The sequence below is a fragment of the Arthrobacter globiformis NBRC 12137 genome (assembly GCF_000238915.1).
Lineage (GTDB): Bacteria > Actinomycetota > Actinomycetes > Actinomycetales > Micrococcaceae > Arthrobacter > Arthrobacter globiformis.
This window is the reverse complement of record NZ_BAEG01000085.1, coordinates 244876-266871: the sequence shown is the minus strand read 5'-3', so window position 1 is coordinate 266871 and position 21996 is coordinate 244876. Positions and strand designations below refer to the sequence as shown.

24 protein-coding genes are annotated in these 21996 nt (G+C 66.5%); 14 read left to right on the top strand and 10 right to left on the bottom strand.

The annotated features are described in order from the left end of the window. Nucleotides 1-85: 85 nt before the first annotated feature. Nucleotides 86-928 (bottom strand): SGNH/GDSL hydrolase family protein, encoded by an 843-nt coding sequence (locus ARGLB_RS17865; protein WP_003805174.1) that lies wholly within the window; start codon nt 926-928, stop codon nt 86-88. A 272-nt stretch (nt 929-1200) separates the two neighbouring features. Between ARGLB_RS17865 and typA the strand changes: the two genes are divergently transcribed. Both typA and ARGLB_RS17855 read left to right on the top strand, forming a co-directional pair. Beyond that, nucleotides 1201-3129 carry a translational GTPase TypA gene (typA, locus tag ARGLB_RS17860; protein ID WP_003805173.1) on the top strand — a complete coding sequence of 643 codons (1929 nt, stop codon included), beginning with the start codon at nt 1201-1203 and terminating at the stop codon, nt 3127-3129. A 28-nt stretch (nt 3130-3157) separates the two neighbouring features. Then, complete coding sequence (locus ARGLB_RS17855) at nt 3158-3571, top strand: hypothetical protein (protein WP_139023394.1); 414 nt, start codon at nt 3158-3160, stop codon at nt 3569-3571. On the opposite strand, the gene ARGLB_RS17850 is transcribed toward ARGLB_RS17855, so the two are convergent. Then, nucleotides 3568-4077 carry a helix-turn-helix domain-containing protein gene (locus tag ARGLB_RS17850; RefSeq protein WP_003805169.1) on the bottom strand — a complete coding sequence of 170 codons (510 nt, stop codon included), beginning with the start codon at nt 4075-4077 and terminating at the stop codon, nt 3568-3570. The genes ARGLB_RS17855 and ARGLB_RS17850 overlap by 4 nt on opposite strands. 63 nt (nt 4078-4140) lie before the next feature. Here ARGLB_RS17850 and ARGLB_RS17845 point away from each other — a divergent pair, with 63 nt between their 5' ends. Beyond that, nucleotides 4141-5439, top strand: a complete 1299-nt coding sequence (locus tag ARGLB_RS17845; RefSeq protein ID WP_003805167.1) for an MFS transporter — start codon at nt 4141-4143, stop codon at nt 5437-5439. 12 nt (nt 5440-5451) lie between these two features. On the opposite strand, the gene ARGLB_RS17840 is transcribed toward ARGLB_RS17845, so the two are convergent. After that, on the bottom strand, nt 5452-5709 hold the full coding sequence (locus tag ARGLB_RS17840) for a putative acetyltransferase (RefSeq protein WP_175305022.1): 258 nt from the start codon (nt 5707-5709) through the stop codon (nt 5452-5454). A gap of 153 nt (nt 5710-5862) precedes the next feature. Here ARGLB_RS17840 and fdxA point away from each other — a divergent pair, with 153 nt between their 5' ends. The 5 genes from fdxA to ARGLB_RS17815 all read left to right on the top strand — a co-directional run bounded on the left by fdxA (nt 5863) and on the right by ARGLB_RS17815 (nt 10410). Next, nucleotides 5863-6189 carry a ferredoxin gene (gene fdxA / locus ARGLB_RS17835; RefSeq protein WP_026265673.1) on the top strand — a complete coding sequence of 109 codons (327 nt, stop codon included), beginning with the start codon at nt 5863-5865 and terminating at the stop codon, nt 6187-6189. A gap of 13 nt (nt 6190-6202) precedes the next feature. Continuing rightward, nucleotides 6203-7342 (top strand): succinyldiaminopimelate transaminase, encoded by a 1140-nt coding sequence (dapC, locus tag ARGLB_RS17830; RefSeq protein WP_003805164.1) that lies wholly within the window; start codon nt 6203-6205, stop codon nt 7340-7342. A 305-nt stretch (nt 7343-7647) separates the two neighbouring features. Then, nucleotides 7648-8931: a citrate synthase gene (locus ARGLB_RS17825; RefSeq protein ID WP_003805162.1), complete on the top strand. Its 1284-nt coding sequence runs from the start codon at nt 7648-7650 to the stop codon at nt 8929-8931. A gap of 133 nt (nt 8932-9064) precedes the next feature. Next, a complete protein-coding gene (locus tag ARGLB_RS17820; protein ID WP_043419614.1) occupies nt 9065-9709 on the top strand; it encodes a TetR/AcrR family transcriptional regulator in 645 nt (214 codons plus the stop codon). 89 nt (nt 9710-9798) lie between these two features. Then, entirely contained in the window at nt 9799-10410 is a 612-nt protein-coding gene (locus ARGLB_RS17815; RefSeq protein WP_003805157.1) for a hypothetical protein, read from the top strand. Between the two features lie 24 nt (nt 10411-10434). Here the strand turns inward: ARGLB_RS17815 and ARGLB_RS17810 are convergent, their stop codons facing one another. Both ARGLB_RS17810 and dapD read right to left on the bottom strand, forming a co-directional pair. Further along, nucleotides 10435-11286: a hypothetical protein gene (locus ARGLB_RS17810; protein ID WP_003805155.1), complete on the bottom strand. Its 852-nt coding sequence runs from the start codon at nt 11284-11286 to the stop codon at nt 10435-10437. 78 nt (nt 11287-11364) lie between these two features. Continuing rightward, the gene (gene dapD / locus ARGLB_RS17805) at nt 11365-12393 is read right to left on the bottom strand and encodes a 2,3,4,5-tetrahydropyridine-2,6-dicarboxylate N-succinyltransferase (protein ID WP_003805153.1); all 1029 of its coding nucleotides are present in this window, start codon (nt 12391-12393) and stop codon (nt 11365-11367) included. Between the two features lie 159 nt (nt 12394-12552). Here dapD and dapE point away from each other — a divergent pair, with 159 nt between their 5' ends. Continuing rightward, nucleotides 12553-13677: a succinyl-diaminopimelate desuccinylase gene (dapE, locus tag ARGLB_RS17800; RefSeq protein WP_003805150.1), complete on the top strand. Its 1125-nt coding sequence runs from the start codon at nt 12553-12555 to the stop codon at nt 13675-13677. A 98-nt stretch (nt 13678-13775) separates the two neighbouring features. Here the strand turns inward: dapE and ARGLB_RS17795 are convergent, their stop codons facing one another. The 4 genes from ARGLB_RS17795 to ARGLB_RS17780 all read right to left on the bottom strand — a co-directional run bounded on the left by ARGLB_RS17795 (nt 13776) and on the right by ARGLB_RS17780 (nt 17087). Then, a complete protein-coding gene (locus ARGLB_RS17795; RefSeq protein ID WP_003805148.1) occupies nt 13776-14615 on the bottom strand; it encodes an amino acid ABC transporter permease in 840 nt (279 codons plus the stop codon). Next, nucleotides 14612-15262, bottom strand: a complete 651-nt coding sequence (locus ARGLB_RS17790) for an amino acid ABC transporter permease (RefSeq protein WP_003805145.1) — start codon at nt 15260-15262, stop codon at nt 14612-14614. The genes ARGLB_RS17795 and ARGLB_RS17790 overlap by 4 nt, the downstream gene beginning before the upstream one ends. A gap of 100 nt (nt 15263-15362) precedes the next feature. After that, entirely contained in the window at nt 15363-16250 is an 888-nt protein-coding gene (locus tag ARGLB_RS17785; RefSeq protein ID WP_003805144.1) for a glutamate ABC transporter substrate-binding protein, read from the bottom strand. Nucleotides 16251-16331: 81 nt separating this feature from the next. Beyond that, nucleotides 16332-17087 (bottom strand): amino acid ABC transporter ATP-binding protein, encoded by a 756-nt coding sequence (locus tag ARGLB_RS17780; protein WP_043419610.1) that lies wholly within the window; start codon nt 17085-17087, stop codon nt 16332-16334. A 106-nt stretch (nt 17088-17193) separates the two neighbouring features. On the opposite strand from ARGLB_RS17780, the gene ARGLB_RS17775 reads away from it, so the two are divergent. The 4 genes from ARGLB_RS17775 to ARGLB_RS22915 all read left to right on the top strand — a co-directional run bounded on the left by ARGLB_RS17775 (nt 17194) and on the right by ARGLB_RS22915 (nt 20172). Next, nucleotides 17194-17979 carry an LOG family protein gene (locus ARGLB_RS17775; RefSeq protein WP_043419608.1) on the top strand — a complete coding sequence of 262 codons (786 nt, stop codon included), beginning with the start codon at nt 17194-17196 and terminating at the stop codon, nt 17977-17979. A 79-nt stretch (nt 17980-18058) separates the two neighbouring features. Then, complete coding sequence (locus ARGLB_RS17770; RefSeq protein WP_003805141.1) at nt 18059-18445, top strand: DivIVA domain-containing protein; 387 nt, start codon at nt 18059-18061, stop codon at nt 18443-18445. A 116-nt stretch (nt 18446-18561) separates the two neighbouring features. Further along, nucleotides 18562-19758, top strand: coding sequence for a putative hexosyltransferase (locus ARGLB_RS17765; RefSeq protein WP_139023402.1), 1197 nt, complete (start codon nt 18562-18564; stop codon nt 19756-19758). 246 nt (nt 19759-20004) lie between these two features. Then, nucleotides 20005-20172 (top strand): DUF3117 domain-containing protein, encoded by a 168-nt coding sequence (locus ARGLB_RS22915; RefSeq protein ID WP_003805139.1) that lies wholly within the window; start codon nt 20005-20007, stop codon nt 20170-20172. Between the two features lie 93 nt (nt 20173-20265). On the opposite strand, the gene ARGLB_RS17760 is transcribed toward ARGLB_RS22915, so the two are convergent. Continuing rightward, nucleotides 20266-20898, bottom strand: a complete 633-nt coding sequence (locus ARGLB_RS17760) for an O-methyltransferase (RefSeq protein WP_003805138.1) — start codon at nt 20896-20898, stop codon at nt 20266-20268. A 317-nt stretch (nt 20899-21215) separates the two neighbouring features. Here ARGLB_RS17760 and sigE point away from each other — a divergent pair, with 317 nt between their 5' ends. Continuing rightward, nucleotides 21216-21833, top strand: coding sequence for an RNA polymerase sigma factor SigE (gene sigE / locus ARGLB_RS17755; RefSeq protein WP_003805137.1), 618 nt, complete (start codon nt 21216-21218; stop codon nt 21831-21833). The last annotated feature ends 163 nt before the right edge of the window (nt 21834-21996 follow it).

Genomic DNA, 21996 nt, shown 5'->3' with positions numbered 1-21996 from the left:
AGGCAACAAAGAACAGGAGCCGGTATCCACCCGCGGGGGATACCGGCTCCCGTCTGGCCTCAAAGCGGGTGAGGCCTCACTGAAGCTAGGAAAGCCGCAGCCCCAGCTTCGCGAGCCTGTCACCCAGCAGCTCACCCAGGGCGCGGTGCCCCTCGCCGTTCATGTGGACGCTGTCCTTCAGCTGCGACTCCAGCCCGTAACGGGTGAGCCAGTCCCCGACACTGACAAACGGGATGCCGTGGTCCGCGGCGACAGTCCCCAGCAGGGCGTCAACCTCGGCCCGCCGGGCGCCGCCGTGGTCCGCTCCCTTGCCCAGCGTTCCCACCATGGCCAGCTTCGCGCCCGGGTACCGCTGCTTGATCGTCGTGATAAGCCGGTCGGCGTTTGCCGAGATCTGCTCGTTGCTCGCCCCTTGCTTCGCGTCGTTTCCGCCGCCCTCGATGAGCACCAGCGGGGGGAAGCCGTAGGGCAGGTGCCAGTCGCCGCGCTGCAGCGCATCCACGTAGTTGCCCGTGGTGCCGTTGGAGGCCACGAAGCCGGTGCCGCCCTTGCCGCAGAAGAAAACGTCGTAGCCCAGCCCCGTGAGGGCCCGGCGCGGCCAGCTGGCCTGAGGTTCGGACTGCGAGTCGCCGATCAGCAGCGCGGTGTGGGCGATGTTGCCCACGATGACCTCGTCCCGCCCGTTGGCCGGATTGCGGTACAGCGCTCCGGCCGGAAGGCTGGCGGGGTCGACGGCGGCGCCCAGATCGCTCACGACCGCCGAACCGGCGGCCACGGCCTCACCGGGGGCGGCCACCGGGGCGGCGGCACGAGGCGCCGCCGATCCGGCACCGGACGCCGGCTCCATTGCTGCGCCGCAGCCCGCCAAAAACACGCTGGCGGCGATGACCGGACCAATCAGGAGGGCCCGCGTCGAGGCTTGTAACATCCGTGGACTCCTGGCCTGTTCGTAAGTGGTCTAGCAATAGTGGTGGATCACTTTCGGAAAAGCCAGTGATTTTGCTCACATGACGTGCGGCTGGATTCACGATTTGGTAACGGGCGCGGGGAAGGGCGGAAGTACCCGTTTTAGGCCAATAAATGGCTCAGCGTTTAGACTGGCAGTAGGTGCCCTGTGTTAAGGGTCTGATCCGTCGTGCGTTCCGGTTGGAAATGTCGCGATACAACAGCTGACTTCACCACTGAATCGAGCAATAACGCATGTCTGAAACCACCACCAACACCGCGGTAGCAACTGCAGTTCGCAGTGACCTGCGCAACGTCGCGATTGTGGCCCACGTTGACCACGGCAAGACCACCCTCGTGGACGCCATGCTCAAGCAGACCAACTCCTTTGCCGAGCACAACCACCTCGAAGACCGCGTCATGGACTCCGGTGACCTGGAGCGCGAAAAGGGCATCACCATCCTGGCCAAGAACACCACGGTGGCCTACAACGGACCGTCCTCCAACGGCGAGACCATCACCATCAACGTCATCGACACCCCCGGCCACGCCGACTTCGGCGGCGAAGTGGAGCGCGGGCTGTCCATGGTGGACGGCGTCGTTCTCCTCGTGGATGCGTCTGAGGGCCCGCTGCCCCAGACCCGCTTCGTCCTCCGCAAGGCCCTCGCCGCGCACCTGCCGGTGATCCTCCTGGTCAACAAGACCGACCGCCCCGATGCCCGCATCGAAGAGGTCGTCCACGAGTCCATGGACCTGCTCCTGGGCCTGGCCTCCGACCTTGCCGATGAGGTTCCGGACCTTGACCTGGACAAGATTCTCAACGTCCCCGTGGTCTACGCCGCCGCAAAGGTAGGCCGCGCATCCCTCGAACAGCCCGCCGACGGCACTGCCCCGGAGAACGAGGACCTCGAGCCGCTCTTCAGCGCCATCATCGAGCACATCCCCGCGCCGACCTACAACCCCGAAGGCGTCCTGCAGGCACACGTCACCAACCTGGACGCCTCCCCGTTCCTGGGCCGCCTCGCACTGCTGCGCATCTACAACGGCACTCTTCGCAAGGGCCAGCAGGTTGCCTGGGCCCGCGCCAACGGCGAGCTCAAGACCGTCAAGATCACCGAACTCCTCGCCACCAAGGCGCTTGAGCGCGTTCCGGCCGAGTCCGCCGGCCCGGGCGAAATCGTCGCCGTTGCCGGCATCGAGGAGATCACCATCGGTGAGACCCTGACCGACGTCGAGAACCCCCAGCCGCTGCCCCTGATCACCGTTGACGATCCCGCGATCTCAATGACCATCGGTATCAACACGTCCCCGCTGGCCGGCAAGGTCAAGGGCGCCAAGGTCACGGCCCGCCAGGTCAAGGACCGCCTGGACAAGGAACTCATCGGTAACGTCTCCATCAAGGTTCTCCCCACCGAGCGTCCGGATGCCTGGGAAGTCCAGGGCCGCGGCGAGCTCGCGCTGGCCATCCTCGTGGAGCAGATGCGGCGTGAAGGCTTCGAGCTCACCGTCGGCAAGCCCCAGGTGGTCACCAAGACCATCGACGGCAAGGTCCACGAGCCGATGGAGCACATGACCATCGACGTGCCCGAAGAGTACCTCGGTGCCGTCACCCAGCTCATGGCAGCACGCAAGGGCCGCATGACTAACATGGCCAACCACGGCACCGGCTGGTGCCGCATGGAGTTCATCGTTCCCGCCCGTGGCCTGATCGGCTTCCGCACCAAGTTCCTCACGGACACGCGCGGCGCCGGCATCGCCGCGTCCATCGCCGAGGGCTACGAGCCCTGGGCCGGCCCGATCGAATACCGCACCAACGGTTCCATGGTGGCCGACCGCGCCGGCGTGGTGACCCCGTTCGCCATGATCAACCTGCAGGAACGCGGTTCCTTCTTCGTCAAGCCGACCTCCGAGGTCTACGAAGGCATGATCGTGGGCGAAAACTCCCGCGCAGACGACATGGACGTCAACATCACGAAGGAAAAGAAGCTCACCAACATGCGTGCGGCTTCCTCCGACAGCTTCGAGAACCTCACGCCCCCGCGCGAGCTCACCCTCGAAGAGTCCCTCGAATTCGCCCGCGAAGACGAGTGCGTCGAGGTCACGCCGGAGGACATCCGCATCCGCAAGGTCATCCTCGACTCCAACGAGCGTGCCAAGGCCAACCGCGCCCGCGCCAAGGCATAACGTCACCCTCCCGCAGGGGACTGCCAGCGTGAACAGAAGAGCTGCCGGCATGGCAGGCGGCCTGGCCGCCGCCGTGCCGGCAGCTCTTTTTGCTGCCTTCGCCGGAACCGCGCTCCACCGCCAGGAATTCGCGGCCGGTGCTGCGCTGCCGCTGGGGGCCATCGCGGCCCTGCTGCTCCTGGCGTCGCTACAGCTGTTCCTCGGGGCGGCGTTCCGGACACTGATTCCGACGGCGGTGTGCGGCGGTCTCTGTTACGCCCTGGCCGGCTGGTGGTCCGGGATGGAGTCCGGCAAGCGGCTGATCGCCGGGGACCTGGCGGGAAGTGTCTGGGTCTACGGGACCGTGCTGGTCACCGTCGGAATGCTGGCCTGGTGCCGGCGGTACAGCCGCCCGTCCTCCGGCGGCGGTACAGCCACGGAGGTCCGGCGGCACGGCCGCTAGTCAGCCGTCGGGTCCCGGTGGTGGGCAATCATGAGTGAGGTGGCCTCGCCGTCGTCGTCGGCGGGAAGTGCCATGTACTCTTCGACGATGGCGCGGAGCTTGCCCAGCATTTCCTCCCGCCGGGCGGCGTTGAACTTCACGCCCAGCCGCCACACCTCGATGTCCTCAGGCGGCAGATCCCTGGTCTCCTGCACGAACGTCTCGATGAGGATCGGCGCCACGTTGTCCACCGGCGTGCTCCACGACTTGCGGCTGGCGATGTAGGGCACCTCCGTAGCGCCGCGCCGGCCCTTCCGGCGTTCCTCTGCCAGCAGGAACCCGGTCCGCACCAGGGTCCGGACATGGTGGAGGCTGGAGGCGGGATTGAGGCCGAGCAACTCCGCGATTTCCTTGTTGGTCCGCGACTGGTGCAGGCACAGCCGAAGAATCCTCAGCCGCAGCGGCGAACTCAGCGCGCGGCCCTTGGCCACCAGGTCCGCGTCGTCGCCCTCCGGCGGGTGGTTCATAGTCGCAAGTGTAACGAGCAATAACTGATTGACATATGCCAATCGCCAGCCGAAACTGAAGCCGTGACTGCCGAACCCACTGCCGCGGAGACAACGGCAGGGCCGCTGTGGCGGGACCGCAACTTCTCCACCTTCTGGGCCGGGCAGGCCCTGGGACAGTTCGGCGCGCAGCTGGGCCAGCTCGCGTTGCCGGTGCTGGCCGTGGTCATGCTCCACGCCTCGGAATTCGAGGTGGGCGTGCTGAACGCCGCAGGCCTGGCGGCGTTCCTGGCGGTCGGACTGCCGGCCGGGGCCTGGGTGGACCGGTGGCTGAAGCGCAGGACCATGATCACTGCCGATCTGCTGCGGATGGCCGCCATGGCTGCGGTGCCGGTCCTGTGGTGGAGCGGCGGCCTGGAAATCTGGCATCTCTATCTGGTCGCGGGGATCGTGGGCACGGCAACGGTGTTCTTCGACGTCGCCTACCAGAGCTACGTGCCGGTCCTGGTGGCCTCCCCGCAGGTGAGGGAGGCCAACTCGAAGCTTGAGGCGACGGCCCAGATAGCACGAATCGGCGGACCCGCTGCGGGCGGTGCGCTGCTGGCGGTCGTGTCGGCTCCCGTGCTTTTCGTGGGTGAGGCCGCAGGTTACCTGCTCTCCGCGGTGTTCCTTGCCCGTACCCGTGACTCAGAAGTGCGTGCGCCGGCCGCCGCACGGCGCCCCCTTCCGGTCGAAATACGGGAAGGGCTCTCGTTTGTTGTCCGGCATCCGCTCATCAGCCGGATCGCGGCCTGCACCGGCGGCATGAACTTTTCCGGCATGCTGATGTACACGATGATGCCGCTGCTGGTGCTCCGCAACCTCGGCCTGGGGCCGCAGGGCATGGGCCTGATCATGACCGTGGGCGCCGCAGGCGGGCTGCTGGGCGCAGTGGCGGCGCCGCGGCTTGCCGCCCGGATCGGCGAAGGCACCGTGATTCCCGTGTGCGCCCTGGTCAGTTCGGTCTTTCTGCTGCTGGTGCCGTTTGCGGGCACTGTTCCCGAGCCGGGCGTCGCACTGGCCCTGCTGCTCATCTCGGAGTTCGGGTTTGGCTTCAGCGTCCTGGTGTACAACATCATGCAGCTCACCATGCGCCAGCGGGTTTGCCCGCCACGGCTGCTCGGCCGCATGAACGCGTCCATCCGGTTTGCGGTGTGGGGCGTGATGCCGCTGGCAGCCTTGGCATCGGGGTACCTGGGCGAACACCTTGGCCTGGTGCCCACCATGCTGATCGGAGCGGCCGGCAGCTTCCTGGCCACCGCCCCGGTCCTGTTCTCGCCGTTGCGAAGGATGCGCACTCTTCCGGACGAGGTGCTGGAGTACGGTGCCGCGGACAGGGCCTAGGCGGGGCCGTCGTCAGTCCGCGGCCGGCGGCGTCCGCCGTGAACCACGGCGCGGAGGTGCCGGCGGCACCTGTTTGGCGGCCACCACCCGGTCAAGGGGGATGCCGACGTCGGAAGTCCGGGTCCGCACGGTGCACTCACTTTCGCCGCACCCCAGGAGGTCTCCCAGTGCGTCCGTGAAGCCGCCGTCGATCCTGTAGCGCACCACCACGCGCGTTCCCGCCGGGGCCGTGGCCAGGAACTGCCGGGGTGCTGATGGTGTCGGACTCACCTGTCCATCGTAAGACGCGTCCGGAGTGTGACGCGCCCGCTTCGTTCGCGGGACGGGCCTGGGAGATAATAGGCTCTGAAGTGGACAGCCCGGCATGCAGGCCGGATGCAGCAACCGGCCAGCCGCCGGAATCAACGTGGAGAGGCAAGGGACGTGACGTACGTAATCGCGCAGCCGTGTGTAGATGTTAAGGACAAGGCATGCATTGAGGAGTGCCCCGTCGATTGCATCTACGAAGGCGAACGCTCCCTCTATATCCATCCCGATGAGTGCGTCGACTGTGGCGCCTGCGAGCCCGTCTGCCCGGTGGAAGCCATCTACTACGAGGATGACACCCCTGAGGAATGGGCCGACTACTACAAGGCGAACGTCGAGTTCTTTGACGACCTCGGTTCCCCGGGCGGCGCCGCCAAGGTGGGCAACACCGGCAAGGACCACCCGATGATTGCAGCGCTCCCGCCGCAGAACCAGGACCACTGAGGCGGACCCCTTCGTGACTACAGCTGTGCGCAGTTTCGGCCTTAGCCTGCCCGACTACCCGTGGGAAGCGATGGCGCCGTACCTCGCCAAAGCGGCTGAACACCCCGGTGGTGCGGTGAACCTGTCCATCGGCACGCCCGTTGACCCGACGCCGCCGGTCATCCAGGACGCCCTTAAGGCCGCCGCGGATGCGCCCGGTTACCCCACCGTCCATGGCACTCCCGCGCTCCGGGAGGCCATCGCCGGGTGGTTCGCACGCCGCCGCGGCGTGGAAGGGCTCGATCCCCGCGCCGTCATGCCGACCGTGGGTTCCAAGGAACTCGTGGCCTGGCTGCCGTTCCTGCTGGGCCTCAAGCCGGGCGACGTCGTCGTCCGGCCTACCGTCGCGTATCCGACCTACGACATCGGGGCCACATTCGCCGGGGCAACGGCGGTGGCGGCTGATGACCTCGACGAACTGGACGCGGCCACCCGGTCCAGGGTCCGCCTGGTCTGGGTCAACTCCCCGGGCAACCCCACCGGCAGCGTCCGGGACGCAGCATCCCTGAAGAAGATTGTGGACCAGGCCCGTGAAATCGGCGCGCTGGTGGCGTCCGACGAGTGCTATGCCGAGCTTGGCTGGGGGGAGTGGGACCTGCAGCGCGGCGGGCAGGCGGTTCCGAGCATCCTCGATCCGCGCGTCGCCGGTGCTTCCCACGACGGGCTCCTCGCCGTGTACTCGCTGAGCAAGCAGTCCAACCTGGCCGGTTACCGCGCGGCCTTCGTCGCCGGGGATGCGGCCCTGATGGCCAACCTCGTCAACAGCCGCAAGCACGCCGGCATGATCGTGCCGTACCCGGTGCAGGAAGCCATGCGGGTGGCCCTCGGAGACGACACGCACGTCCTGGCGCAGAAGGACCTGTACCGCGGACGGCGGGAGCGGCTCCTGCCGGCGCTCGAATCCTTCGGTCTGACCCTGCACGAGTCGGCTGCCGGCCTGTATCTGTGGTGCACCGCGGGCGAAGCCACCTGGGACACCGTGGCACGCCTCGCGGAGCGGGGGATCGTGGTGGGTCCGGGGGTGTTTTACGGCGACGCCGGGCACGGCTATGTGCGCGTGGCGCTCACCGGAACCGACGAACGGATCGACGCTGCGGTGGCCCGCCTGGCCTAGGCCGGGTCCCCGGGCGTCCCACCGGCGTTGTCATGACGTCCCCGCGGGGCGACTTTTAACCCTCCGGGCGCCGTAACAATGGTGTGACTCGCACCACAACTGGCCTGTTTTGGGGATAATTTGGCGCTCCCGGATTAGTGGCAACCTGCAAGTGGCGGTAGTTTTTTAACTGACTATCAATGGTGGCTTTCTACAAGAAGGCGGCAAGGCCGTTGGAATTCCCGTCTGGGGCGGGACCCCGCGCGGCCCACCTGATGTTGGATCAAGCTTTCTAGAGAGGCCAGACGCCTCATGAAGGGGACTCCATGACTGAGACCACCAGCGCAACCCTGCGCCACGCAGGCGGCGAGCTCGAACTCCCGCGCATCAAGGTTGTTGAGGGAAACGAAGGCTACGACGTTTCCAAGCTACTGAAGCAGACCGGCGCCGTTGCCTTTGACCCCGGCTTCATGAACACGGCCGCCACGACGTCGGCCATCACCTACATCGACGGCGACGCAGGCATCCTGCGGTACCGCGGCTACCCGATTGAGCAGCTGGCCCAGCATTCCAGCTTCCTCGAAGTCTCGTACCTGCTGATCTACGGCAACCTCCCGACGCCGACCGAGCTGGAGGACTTCGACCAGAAGATCCGCCGCCACACCCTGCTGCACGAGGAGCTCAAGGGCTTCTTCGGCGGCTTCCCCCGCGACGCGCACCCGATGCCCGTGCTGTCCTCGGCTGTGTCCGCGCTGTCCACCTTCTACCAGGACTCACTGGACCCGTTCAATGACGAGCAGGTGGAGGTTTCCACCATCCGCCTCATGGCGAAGCTGCCGGTCATTGCGGCCTACGCGCACAAGAAGTCGATCGGGCAGCCGATGCTGTACCCGGACAACTCCATGAACCTTGTGGAGAACTTCCTGCGGCTGAGCTTCGGCCTGCCGGCCGAGCAGTACGAGCTGGACCCGGTAGTGGTCAAGGCCCTGGACCTGCTCCTCATCCTGCACGCGGACCACGAGCAGAACTGCTCCACCTCCACGGTGCGTCTGGTGGGCTCCTCCAACGCCAACCTCTTCGCGTCCGTGTCTGCAGGCATCAACGCCCTGTTCGGCCCCGCCCACGGCGGCGCCAACGAGGCCGTGCTGAAGATGCTCCGCCAGATCCAGGCCGACGGCGTCAAGCCCGAGGACTACATGGAGAAGGTCAAGAACAAGGAGGACGGCGTCCGCCTCATGGGCTTCGGCCACCGGGTCTACAAGAACTACGATCCCCGTGCCAAGATCATCAAGGCCACCGCACACGAAGTGCTCAGCAAGCTCGGCGGCCACGACGAGCTCCTGGACATCGCCATGCGGCTGGAGGAGAAGGCCCTCGGCGACGACTACTTCATCCAGCGCAAGCTGTACCCGAACGTGGACTTCTACACCGGCCTGATCTACAAGGCCATGGGCTTCCCGGAGAAGATGTTCACCGTGCTGTTCGCCATCGGCCGCCTGCCGGGCTGGATTGCCCAGTGGCGCGAAATGATCAACGATCCCAACACCAAGATCGGCCGTCCGCGGCAGCTCTACACAGGAGAGCCCGAGCGGCAGTACCCGGCCCGCTAATCCCCACCGGCTCCCAAACCTCGACGGCGGCCGTCCACCTTCCCGGTGGGCGGCCGCCGTCGGCGTTAACGGCTACGCACAGGGCGGCAGCGCGCCGCCGCGGTTTCGGAGCACACCCGTGCTAAAAACAAGAGTGCCGAAAATCGTGGACGCCGCGCAGCGCCGGCAGGAGATTGTTGGCGCCGTGTGCAGGATCATCGCCACGGACGGCCTGGAACGCGCGTCCCTGCGGGAAGTGGCGGACGAGGCCGGCCTTGCGGTGGGCTCCGTGCGGCATTACTTCGACAGCAGTGATGACCTGCTGGCCTACTCGTTTGCGGCGGTTTCGGACAGGCTGCTGTCCCGCCTCAACAAGGCCCTTACCGGGCTCGGGCTCGGGCCCGCAGCCGCTGACCCGGACATGAGCCGGGCGGTATTAACACTCCTGGGCGAATTCCTGCCCCTGGACGAAGAACGTGCCCTGGACGCGTGCGCCTGGCTGGCGTTCAGGAACGCGGCGAGGATCCGGCCCTTCCTGGCCGCCGAGGCGGACCGGAGCCACCGGGCCGTGGCCGCCATCGTCGGCCAGGTGATCACCCGGCTCCTGCACGAGGACGATTCCGCCGGGACCGGTGCCGGACCGCAGCTGGTGACGGCCGCCGAACACCTGCTGGCAACCCTGGACGGGCTGGCCATGCACGCCCTGCTGCAGCCGGGCTGGATGTCCCCGGAAATGTGCCGCGACGTGCTCGAATCCCACATCGAGGGGCTTCGCAGGAGGGTCGGTGCCAGCCATTAACCTCCCCGGGCTGGGGGAATAGACTGAAAGCCGGAGAACGGGTGGCCGGCACAACGGGGTGGAAAACAAGATGCCAAGGAGGCATACGCATGCAGCACACAGGCGGTCCAGGCTGGCGAATCACTATGGACACGTCGGGGCCCATGCTCATTGCCCTTTACATACGTGATGTTGCCGGGCTCGATGGCGCGGGCTTTCCGGCGCTTTCGCATGCCGCACCGAAGGTCCGCCATGTTGACCATCACCACCTCACCGCCGAAGTGGGCGGCATCAGCGCCCTGAAAACGGAGTGGGAAGCCTGGTGGGAGCAGCTCCTCAAGGCACACCCGCAGATGTCCCCCGAACTCTCGCCCCCGGGGTTCCGGTCCTTCGCCAACTCACCGGCGCTGCGCAGGGTCCTGCAGGCGCACTTCGGGGCCGCCCTGACCTGGGCCAGGGAGCGGCGCGCGGAGTACGCCGAACTGGAGGCCGAACGCGTGGCCGGGGGCTCCGCGCACCTGCTCGAGGACATCGTGGAGGACCGGCTCCTGGAGGTGGGCCGGGACTCACGGGACTTTGCGCTGACCATCATCGAGCTGCCGCTGGACGAGCAGCGGGCGTGGTACCTGGAGCCGGACAAGATCATCATGAGCCACGAGCTGCTGTCCCAGCCCGAGGTGTTCCGCAGCTACGTGCAGCCGGTCGTGGAGATCCTCGTTTAGAGCTTGAGGGCCATGCCGTCAAATTCAGGACCCGTCGGCAGCCAGCGTGATGGCCACCCGGCCGCCGGTGTCGGGTGCATCCTGCCACCCGTTGCGGGCCTTCCTGTCCCAACGCTTTCCGTCCACGTCAACGCGTTCCACCGAGAACTCTTTGGCGTTTGCCACTGCCCAGTGGGCCACGGACCAGGCAAAGCTGTCGGTGACATCGACCTCCAGCGTCTGGCCGGTCACCGTCGTCGGGATGCTTCCGTAGGAGGCTTCCAGCTCATTGAGCAGGGCGGCGGGGTCGCCGGCAGTGTCCGGTGAGCGGAGCGTGCAGTCCAGGGCAGCCGGGGACTCGCCCGTCAGCGCTGAGGCGAAAGACCGTCCCATCGCCTCGTGCTCGGCGTAGGCCGTCGGGTAGGCGGAGCGCTGGACCCGCTGGGCGGCGTCAGTGATCTCCAGCGTGGCATAGCCGGGCACCTTCACGAGGGCATCGTAAAAGGCGTTCGTGGCATAGATCGGGTCCATTACCTGGTCCTGGGTGCCCCAGCCCTGGGACGGGCGCTGCTGGAAGAGCCCCCTGGAGTCAGGCCCGGCCAGGTCGCCGTGGCCGATGTTCCGGAGCTTGGATTCCTGCATGGCGGTGGCCAGGGCGATGCTGGCTGCCCGCGGCGGCAGCCCGCGCCGCACCGAGACAGCCGTGATCAGCGCCGCGTTCGCAGCCTGGTCGGTGGCCAGGTCGGCCCGCTGTGCGCCGACGGCGGCCGTGCACTCCTCCGTGATCAGCTGTTCGGAGCGCTGCACCAAGGTGGCCACGGTGTAGATGCCGCCCGCGACCAGGACCAGGCAGAGCCCGGTGATGGCAGCCCCGCGCAGCCTGCGTCTGCGTGTCACGTGGTTACTCCAGCAATCTGCCGGCACGCCCTTTTGGGTGGCGTGCCGGCTGTGTCCTCACGGTCAGTTGGCGTGCGGTCAGTTGGCGTGCAGGGCGTCGTTCAGTTCCACGGTCTGGCCCTGGCGGGGCAGGACTTCAACTTCACCGGTGGTGGAGTTGCGGCGGAAGAGCAGGTTCGGCACGCCGGAGAGCTCCACGGCCTTGACGATCTTGCTGGTGTCCTCGCCGTCGGCATCCTTGGGCCCGGCAACGCGGACGCGGGTGCCGGCCGTGACGTACAGCCCTGCCTCCACCACGGAGTCGTCCCCGATGCTGATGCCGACGCCGGAGTTGGCGCCCAGCAGGACGCGCTGGCCCAGGGATACCTTCTCCTTGCCGCCGCCGGAGAGGGTGCCCATGATCGAGGCGCCGCCGCCGACGTCGGTACCGTCGCCGGCCACCACGCCGGCGGAAATGCGGCCCTCAACCATGGAGGTCCCCAGCGTGCCGGCGTTGAAGTTCACGAAGCCCTCGTGCATGACGGTGGTGCCCTCGGCGAGGTGGGCGCCCAGGCGCACGCGGTCGGCGTCGGCAATGCGGACGCCCGCCGGGACGACGTAGTCCACCATGCGCGGGAACTTATCCACGCCGTAGACGGTGACGGCGCCGCGCTTTCGCAGCTTGGCGCGGGTCAGTTCGAACCCGTCCACGGCGCACGGGCCGAAGTTGGTCCAGACGACGTTGGGGAGCTTGCCGAAGATACCGTCAAGGTTGAGGCTGTTGGGCTGGACCAGGCGGTGCGAGAGGAGGTGCAGGCGCAGGTAGGCGTCGGCAGTGTCGGCCGGGGCCTCGTCCAGGTTGATCTGGACGAACACCACCTTCTGCTCGGTGCCGCGGTCGGCGTCGGTGCCGGCGGCCGCGATGTCCGTCAGGGTTTCGTCGGCGTTTTCCACGGCGCGCAGGTTTTCGGCGGCCACACCGAGGGCGGGGGCGGGGAACCAGGCATCCAGCACGGTGGCTTCGCCGTTCCGCGTGGCGATGGTGGCTACGCCGAATCCATAGGCCGAACGGGATTCGTCGGACAGTGTCTGGGCAGCGGGCACGGCGGAAGAAGCGGTTTCAGTCATGCGCCAAGTCTATCGAGACGAGGCTCGCGCACTGAAACCGGTCCGCGCGTATCTGAGTCGCATTTCGGGGCGTTCCCGGCGCCGGGAACGCCCTGAGCTGCCACCCAGTTGGGACGGAGTGCCACCGGGTTGGGGCGGGCGGGTGCGGGATACAGTGGGATGGTGATTGCCGAAACAGCCCCCGTAACCCTTGACCTGCGCCAGGATGTGGCACTGCTGACCTCCGCGCTCATCGACATCAACAGCGTCTCCGGGAATGAGCGCGAGCTGGCCGATGCCGTCGAGTCCGCACTCCGCCAGCTGCCCGGCCTCGAACTGGTACGTGACGGCGACTCCATCATCGCCCGCACCAACCTCGGCCGGAGCGAACGGGTCATTTTGGCGGGCCACCTGGACACGGTGCCGCTGCCGGTCACGGAAGACTCACTGGGAACGGTGCCGTCCACCTGGCCGTCTGGCGTCCCCGGCGACGGCGTCCTGTACGGCCGCGGGGCCACGGACATGAAGGGCGGCGTTGCGGTCCAGCTTGCACTGGCGGCTTCCATGTTCGACGGCGGGGCGGAACCGGGCAAGGACGTCACCTTTGTGTTTTACGACCATGAGGAGGTGGAAGCGGTCAAGAGCGGGCTGGGCCGGCTGGTGCGGAACCACGGCGGGCTCCTCGGCGGCGACTTTGCCATCCTCCTCGAACCGACCGACGGCACCGTGGAGGGCGGCTGCAACGGCACCATGCGGTTCCACGCCACCACCTCCGGCGAGGCGGCCCACTCGGCCCGGGCCTGGATGGGCCGCAACGCGATCCACGCCGCCGCACCCATCCTCGAACGGCTCGCGGCGTACAGCCCGCAGACCGTGACCGTGGACGGCCTGGACTACCGCGAGAGCCTGAATGCGGTGAAGATCCACGGCGGCACCGCGGGCAACGTCATCCCGGACCGCTGCGTCGTGGAGATCAACTACCGCTTCGCCCCGGACAAGACCCCCGATCAGGCCGAAGAGCACGTGCGCGCGCTGCTGGACGGGTTCGACGTGGTCCGCACGGACAGCGCCGCCGGCGCACGGCCCGGACTGAACCACCCCGCCGCCGCGTCCTTCGTTGCCGCCGTGGGCGGCGAGCCCAAGCCCAAATACGGCTGGACCGACGTCGCCCGCTTTAGCGAACTGGGCATCCCGGCCGTGAACTTCGGGCCCGGGGACGCGCTCCTGGCACACAAGGACAACGAGCATGTGGAGGCCGAAGCCATCCGCACCTGCCTGCGGGCACTGCAGACGTGGCTGTACTGAGCCAGCTGTCCTGAGCCAGCTGTCCTGAGCACTGGCAGATAAACACGAAGGGTCCACAGCCGGATGGCTGTGGACCCTTCGCCGTCAAGAGCTGCCGTTTATTTCACTATGGTGGAGACACCGGCGGTGGGGGCCTTCGCCACTCCGCCGGCGGCCTTCTTGGACCCGCGCCGCTCGATCCAGATGGCCAGCCGGGACACTGCCAGGTTGATGGCGATGTAGATGGCCGCGGCCACGAAGAACACCGGGAACAGGAACTGCGGGCCCAGGAAGTCGGCCATCACCTGCACCGCACGCAGCAGCTCGCCGTAGGCCACGATGTAGCCCAGCGACGTGTCCTTCAGCAGGACCACCAGCTGCGCCACGAGGGACGGCAGCATACGGCGGACCGCCTGTGGCAGTTCGATGCTCAGCCGGGACTGGAAGCTGGTCAGGCCGATCGCCAAACCTGCTTCGCGCTGCCCGCGGGGGAGCGACTGGATGCCTGCCCGGATGATCTCCGCGAAGATCGCGGCGTTGTAGAGGACCAGGCCGGCCACCACGGCGATGAACGAGCTGGTGGCAAAGACCAGCAGCACGAACAGCATCATCAGGACCACAGGCATGCCGCGCAGGAACTCGAGCACGATCCTGGTGGGGACCCGGATCCAGGCAACATCGGAGATGCGCATCAGGCACAGCAGAAGTCCCAGCGGAAAGGCGATGACAGCTGCTATCGCCGCCGCGCTCAGCGTCGCGGTGATGCCGTTGGCGAGGAGTGTCCAGACGTCAGCCTGGCCGAAGATCGCCCAGCGCTGCGCCTGGAAGATCCCCTGCTGGGCGAGGGTCATGATGGCCCAGGCCAGCAGGGCCGCGATCAGCACGATGCCGATCACGGAGCCGATCAGCGAGACACGGCGGGCCTTGGGCCCCGGAACGTCGTAGAGAACCGAAGTCATCGGGCGATCGCCACCTTTCGTTCGACCTGGTGGGCAAGGTAACCCAGCGGCACGGTGATCAGGAGATAGAAGAAGGCAACCCCCACCAGAACCCACATGACGGCATCGCCATGATCGTTGGCCAACTGCTTGCCGTAGCCGAACAGCTCCAGCACGAAGAAGGCGCCGGCCACTGAGGAGTTCTTGACGAGTGCGATGAGGATGTTGATCAGGGGCGGAACCACGGTGCGGAGGGCCTGCGGGAGGATGATCAGCGACAGGACCTGGCCAAATTTCATGCCGATGCTGCGGGCTGCTTCGGCCTGGCCGATGGGAACGCTGTTGACGCCGGAGCGGACCGCCTCAGCGATAAAGGCGGACGTGTAGGCGCTGAGGGCGATGATCGCCGCGATTTCGAACTGCTGGAAGGTCACACCGAGCCGGGGCAGGACCACCGCCGCGAAAAAGAAGGCGATGGTCAGCGGGGTGTTACGCACCACCTCCACGTAGGCCATGCTGAAGCCGCGGAGGGCGGCAACGGGGGAGACCCGGGCGGCGGCCAGCAGGGTGCCCACAACCAGTGCGATGATGCCGGAAACGGCGGCCAGGAACAGGGTTCTGAGAAAGCCGTCCCAGTATTGGGGGAGGCTTTCAATGATGACGTCCATAGGATCCTTTAGCTGCGTTCAGGGGAATGTGCGGAAAACGGAAGCGGCGGTTACCGGCAGGCTATGGCATGCACAGCCGCCGGTAACCGCCACGATCGTTCTAGTAGCGGTCGATGGCCGGAAGTTCCGGTGCCGTCTTGATGACCGCGCCTGCGGTGTCCTCCCAGGCCTTCTTGTAGGAGCCGTCCTTGGCGAAGGCCTCAAGCTGGTCATTGATCCAGTTGCGGAATTCGGTGTCATCCTTCTTCACGCCGATGCCGTAAGGCTCCTTGGTGAAGGTTTCGTCGGAAGCCAGCTTGAACGCATCCGGCTCCTTGTTGACGAAGCCAGCCAGGATGACGTTGTCGGTGGTCACCGCTTCAACCTGCTTGTTGCGGAGCGGTTCGAGGCAGGCCGAGTAGGTGGCGGCCGGCACCAGGACTGCGCCGTACTTTTCCACGATCGTGGAGGCCGGGGTGGATCCCGTCACCGAGCAGACATTCTTGCCCTTGACGTCCTCGGGCTTGGTGATGGACGTATTGTCCTTGTTCACCATCAGCGCCTGGCCGGCTTCGTAGTACGGGCCGGCGAAGGCGACCTCGGTCTTGCGCTTGTCATTGATGGTGTAGGTGGCCACGATCAGGTCCACCTTGCCCTGCTTGATGAACTGCTCGCGGTTGGCAGAGACAGTCTCGACCCATTCGATCTTGTCAGCGGCGATGCCCAGCTTGGCGGCGAGCAGCTTGCCGATTTCGACGTCGAAACCGACAGGCTTGCCGTCCAGGCCCTTCTGTCCGAACAGCGGCTGGTCGAACTTGGTTCCGATGGTCACCTTGCCGGCCGAGGCGAGCTTTTCCATGGTGGTACCTGCAGCGAAGCTGGGCTTCTCGACCGGGGTGGGGTTGGAGCCGGTCCCGGTTCCGCCGCCGCCGCAAGCGCTCAGGGTCAGAGCGAGGGCTGCGGATGCTGCTGCCAGAAGGGATTTCCTTCGGGTCAAAAATGCCTTCATGACGTTCCTTTCATTGGGCGGCCGCCGGTGACGGCCTGGGTGCGAACTCGTGATCTGGAAACCAGCGGGGTCTGCCGGTTGTCAGTGCGTGAGCAGTTTGGACAGGAAGTCCTTGGCGCGGCTGCTCTGGGGATTGGTGAAGAACTCCTCGGGCGTGGCGTCCTCCACGATCTGGCCGTCCGCCATGAACACCACACGGTCGGCGGCCTTCCGGGCGAAGCCCATCTCGTGGGTGACCACGATCATGGTCATGCCCTCCTTGGCCAGCTGGATCATGACATCCAGGACCTCGTTGATCATCTCCGGATCGAGCGCCGACGTGGGTTCGTCGAACAGCATGACCTTGGGCTTCATGGCGAGGGCCCGTGCGATGGCCACACGCTGCTGCTGGCCGCCGGAGAGCTGCGCCGGCAGCTTGGGTGCCTGGTGGCCCACACCCACCCGCTCCAGCAGGGCCATGGCCTCCTTGTCCGCCTCCGCCTTGGACACGCCCTTGACCTTAATGGGGCCCAGAGTCACGTTTTCCAGGATGGTCTTGTGCGCGAACAGGTTGAAGGACTGGAACACCATGCCGACGTCGGCCCGGAGCCGGGCGAGCTCCTTGCCTTCCGCAGGCAGCTGCTTGCCGTCGATGGCGATGTCGCCGTCGTCGATGGTCTCAAGCCGGTTGATGGCCCGGCACAGGGTGGACTTGCCCGAGCCTGAGGGGCCGATGACCACAACCACCTCGCCCTTGCGGACCTGGAGATTGATGTCCTTCAGAACGTGGAGCTGACCGTAATGCTTGTTAACGGCATTCAGGGAGACGAGTGCGTCGCCTGGCAGTTGAGTAGTCATAAGAATGAATCTAGCGAACATTGCTCGGTTATGACCGCAATCACTCCAACTTCCGGTTGATCGTAATTCAAGAGATACCTGCAGGTCAGCAGGTTAGCCTTGGGGGATGAGCATCAACGCAGATCCGTCAAAATCAGTACAGCCCCGCCGGAAAGGGCCTCTAGAGCTGCGCCGTAAGCAGGCCGCGGTGGAAATGTCGGACCAGCGGCTGCTCGACACCAAGGGCCCTGGCCACTTCATCCATACCGACCCCTGGCGCGTCATGCGGATCCAGAGCGAGTTCGTGGAAGGTTTCGGTGCGCTCTCCGACCTGGGCCAGGCGGTCAGCGTCTTCGGCTCAGCGCGCACCAAGCCCGGAAGCGCGTACTACGACATGGGCGTCGAGGTGGGCCGCAAGCTCGCCGAAGCAGGCGTGGCCGTCATCACCGGCGGCGGCCCTGGCTCGATGGAAGCCGCCAACAGGGGAGCCGTGGAAGGCAACGGCGTCTCGGTGGGCCTCGGCATCGAGCTGCCCTTCGAGCAGGGCCTGAACCAGTGGGTGGACCTCGGCATCAACTTCCGCTACTTCTTCGCGCGGAAGACCATGTTCGTGAAGTACGCCCAGGGCTTCATCGTTCTTCCCGGCGGCCTCGGCACCCTTGACGAGCTCTTCGAGGCCATGGTCCTGGTGCAGACCCAGAAGGTGACCTCGTTCCCGATTGTCCTGCTGGGCGCGGCGTTCTGGGGACCGATGATCGAATGGATCACGGGGACCCTGGTGGCTGAGGGAATGGTCTCAGCGAAGGACCTGGACCTCATCCAGGTGGTGGACTCCCCGGAGGAGGCCGTGAACCTCGTCCTCCACGGACACGTCCGGGCGCCCTCCACCAACGGCGACCAGCGGCCCGAATAGCACCACCCGTGGTAGGCAGCCAGGGCAGCAGCTGCGCGGGTAAGCGGCAGGCGGGGCTGCGTCTGGCACGATTGGTGATGTGAGTTTCTTCCTCGTTTTCCTGGCCATCGTCCTGATTGGAGCCACCGCCCTCATCGGTACCGACCTCGGGGCGGGCATGCTGCGGAGGAAACGCGCCCGTGCGCCTCTCGCCGGAGACGGCTTCGACGACGGGTTCGATGAACCCGTGGCGTCGCTGCCTCCGGTGCTGCTTCCCGACGACGCCACACCATCCGACGTCGACCATGTCCGGTTTGCGCTGGGGCTGCGGGGTTACCGGATGGACCAAGTGGACCAGGTGCTGGACGACCTGCGGGACCAGCTGGCCGCCAGGAACGCCGAAATAGAGCGCCTCCGCGAGCAGCTGCGCGACCGCGCCAGCCAACTTGCGGCCGCCGAACAGCCGGCCGCCGAGGACCGGACGTGAGCTCCCCAGGGCCTCCGGGCCCCGTGCCGCCGGCAACAGCCGAACCCCCGCCGTCGGATCACGGCACGCGGCTGGACACGGCGTTCCGGACCGCCGCGGCACGGCTCGGCGGCCGCCTGGTCCGGTGGCCGTGGTGGGCCCAGGTGGCGGCGGTGTACGCCGCTGCGCGGCTGGTCAGTGCCTGCATTTTCATGTCGGCCGCCCTGCACCAGGGAATCAACCCCTGGTTCCCGGCCAAGCCCGACTACTGGAACTTCATCAACATCTGGGACGCGCGCTGGTACGAGTCCGTCATGACCGGCGGATACCCGACCGAACTGCCGGTGGACGCGGCCGGCAACGTGCAGGAGAACACCTGGGCCTTCTATCCGCTGTTTCCAACGCTGGGCCGGATGCTTTCCGCTGCCGCGGGCCTCAGCCCCGCTGCCGCCCTCATCCTGATCGCGATGCTCGCCGGGCTGGCGGCCTCGCTGGTGGTCTACCTGCTGTTCCGCACCCGGGCAGGCCACTGGCCGGCCTTGTGGGGCGCCGCGTTCTTCTCCACCTTCCCCGTCTCGCCGGTGCTCCAGGTGCCGTACGCGGAATCCCTGAACCTCCTGCTGCTGGCGGCGGCGCTGCTGCTGGTGGTGCGGCGGCACTACCTGTGGGCCATTCCCGTGGTCGTGGCCATGTGCCTGTCCCGGCCCACGGGCGTTCCGTTTGCGGCGACCATCGGGATCCTGTTCCTGTACCGCGCCGGTGAGGCATGGCTCGCCGCACGGAACCACAGACCGGACGCCAAGGGGAGCCAGATCCACAGCCGGAATGAACTGTGGTCACTCGCCGGGCTGACCGCGGTCAGCGGCGCGGGTGCGCTCGCCTGGCCGGCCATCGCGTGGGCGGCCACCGGCGACATCGCCGCCTACACCAAGACCGAAACCGTTTGGCGCGGACACGACCTCGTGCCCTTCAAGCCCTGGTTCGACACCGGCGTCCTGTTGTTCGGTCCGGTGCTGGGGCTCGTGGCACCGTTCGTCTTCGTGGCGGTGTTCGGGCTCTTTATGGCCTCGCCGCCGGTGCGCCGGCTGGGAACGGAACTTCGGCTGTGGTGCCTGTGCTACATGGGATACCTCGTGGTGTTCCTGCATCCGCAGACCAGCACGTTCCGCATGCTGCTGCCGCTGTTTCCGCTGGCCCTGGCTGCCGCGCTCGTTTCCCGGTCCAGGGCCTACCGCGGCGCGGTGATCACCATGTTCGTCCTGCTGCAGATCGTCTGGGTGGTGTGGCTGTGGGCGTGGGCGCAACTGCCGGGCGGAGGGGACTATCCGCCGTGACGTGCCCGGGGTTTCCCCAGCTCAGCCTGCAGAGGGACGCAGGAATCCGGACGTGAACGAATTGTCCATCGATTAGCTACAGACGGGTAATTACAGGATAATAGGTAATAAGCAAGGACAAAAAGCATTCGGATTGTTCAGCCAGGGCGGCTGCCGAAAGGACCGCCAGAGCGGCTTTGTTTTGACCACGCGGACTCAGCCCGGCCGGGCTGCTCGGTCCTGGGACTACTGGAGGGGATATTCCTCATGGCGGCTATGAAACCACGCACCGGCGACGGCCCTATGGAAGTAACCAAGGAGGGCCGCAGCCTGATCATGCGTGTGCCGCTCGAAGGCGGGGGACGCCTCGTGGTTGAACTTAATGCCACAGAGGCGGCCAACCTCAAGGACTGCCTCGTCGGCGTCACCGAATAAGAATAAAGGCAGGGCCCGCAGCCGGAAGGCTGCGGGCCCTGCCTTTTTCGTATCCCTGGCCGGCCTGTGTTGGCCAGCCCCTTACGGACCAGCCTATTTCTTGACCGCCACCAGCAGCCCGTCACCGGTGGGAAGCATGGCGGAAGCCAGCCGGTCGTCGTCGCGCACGGCCTTGCCCACCTGGCGCAGCACCACGGTGGTTGCGTCGCGGGCCGCCGGGTTGGACACCCTGTCCTTGTCCAGGGCGTCATTGACGATCAGCAGCCCGCCGGTCTTGAGGAGGCGCACGGCCTGCTCCACGTAGCGGGGAAAGTTGGGCTTGTCCCCATCGATGAAGACGAGGTCATAGGCTGCGTCGGTGAGCCTCGGCAGGACATCGCCCGCGCGGCCGGAGATGGTGCGGGTGCGGTTGGCCGGACTGCCGGCCTCCTGGAACGCTTCCCGCGCGGCCTTCAGGTGCTCCACGTCCACGTCGATGGTGGTGAGCACAGCCTGCGGGCCGAGGCCGCGGAGCAGGCAGACGCCCGAGACCCCCGCGCCGGTACCGATCTCGACGGCGGTCTGCGCCTTGGAAGCGGCGGCGAGCACAGTCAGCACGGCGCCAACGCCACGGCCGATGGGTGTCACGCCAAGCTCGAACGAACGTTCCCGGGCGCGCAGCAGGACCTCATCCTCGGCAGGCAGATCTTCTGCATAGGACCAGCTCGTGGACTTATCGGCGCTCATGGATTTCGCTTTCTGGGCGGCAGGGGGCATGTTCTTACAGCGTACTTGGTTGGACGGCGCCCGAGGGGCAAGTGACAGCCGTGACGCCTGTGATGGCGCATACTCTCACGCTGTGCGGCGAATTGCGAAGAAAATCCCCGGAAACCGGCATGAAATTCCGGCCTGGAGTTGCGCTTTTAGCAAAGGAGGGCCCTGCAGTCAGGAAATTCCCAGCCAACTTTGACATGATAATAATCCGCTCATCCAAGTGGTGATCGGCGCCGAACCAATGATGTAAAGCACGTCAGGCGTTATTACATCCACGAGGGGAGTGGACGATGTCAGCATCCGTTGCGGCACCTGTCCCTGCAACTGAAGAGCAAGCTGCCGAGTGGGCCATGCCCACGTGGGAAGAAGTGGTCACCAACCACTCCGCCAAGGTGTACCGGCTCGCCTACCGGCTTACCGGTAACAAATACGACGCCGAGGACCTCACCCAGGAGGTGTTCGTCCGCGTCTTCCGTTCCCTGGAGAACTTCAAGCCTGGAACCCTGGACGGTTGGCTGCACCGGATCACCACCAACCTGTTCCTGGACCAGGCGCGGCGCAAGAGCCGCATCCGCTTTGACGCCCTCGCCGAGGACGCCGAATCCCGGCTGCCCGGCCGGGAACCCGGCCCTGAGCAAAGCTTCGAACTCAACAACCTGGACCTCGACGTCCAGGCCGCCCTCGAGGAACTTCCGCCGGACTTCCGTGCCGCCGTCGTCCTGTGCGACCTGGAGGGGCTGTCGTACGACGAAGTCGCCGAGGCCCTCGGCGTGAAGCTGGGCACGGTGCGTTCGCGCATTCACCGCGGCCGGACGATGCTGCGCGAAAAGCTTGCCCACCGGGATCCGCGCCCGCAGCAGGCACGCAAGCCGCGGCTGAAGATGCCCCGCATCGCCGGCGTTCTCTGATCGGCGACATGGGTCAGCTACATCGCTTGCTGGAGGGGCTCAGGACGAGGACAGGGTTGCCGCCGCTTGCGGGCGGACGGCACCCGCAGACAACGGACCATATCCGCGCGTGCGCCGAATGCGCCAGCGCGCTGCACCGGCAGCGCCAGTACATTGAGCGACT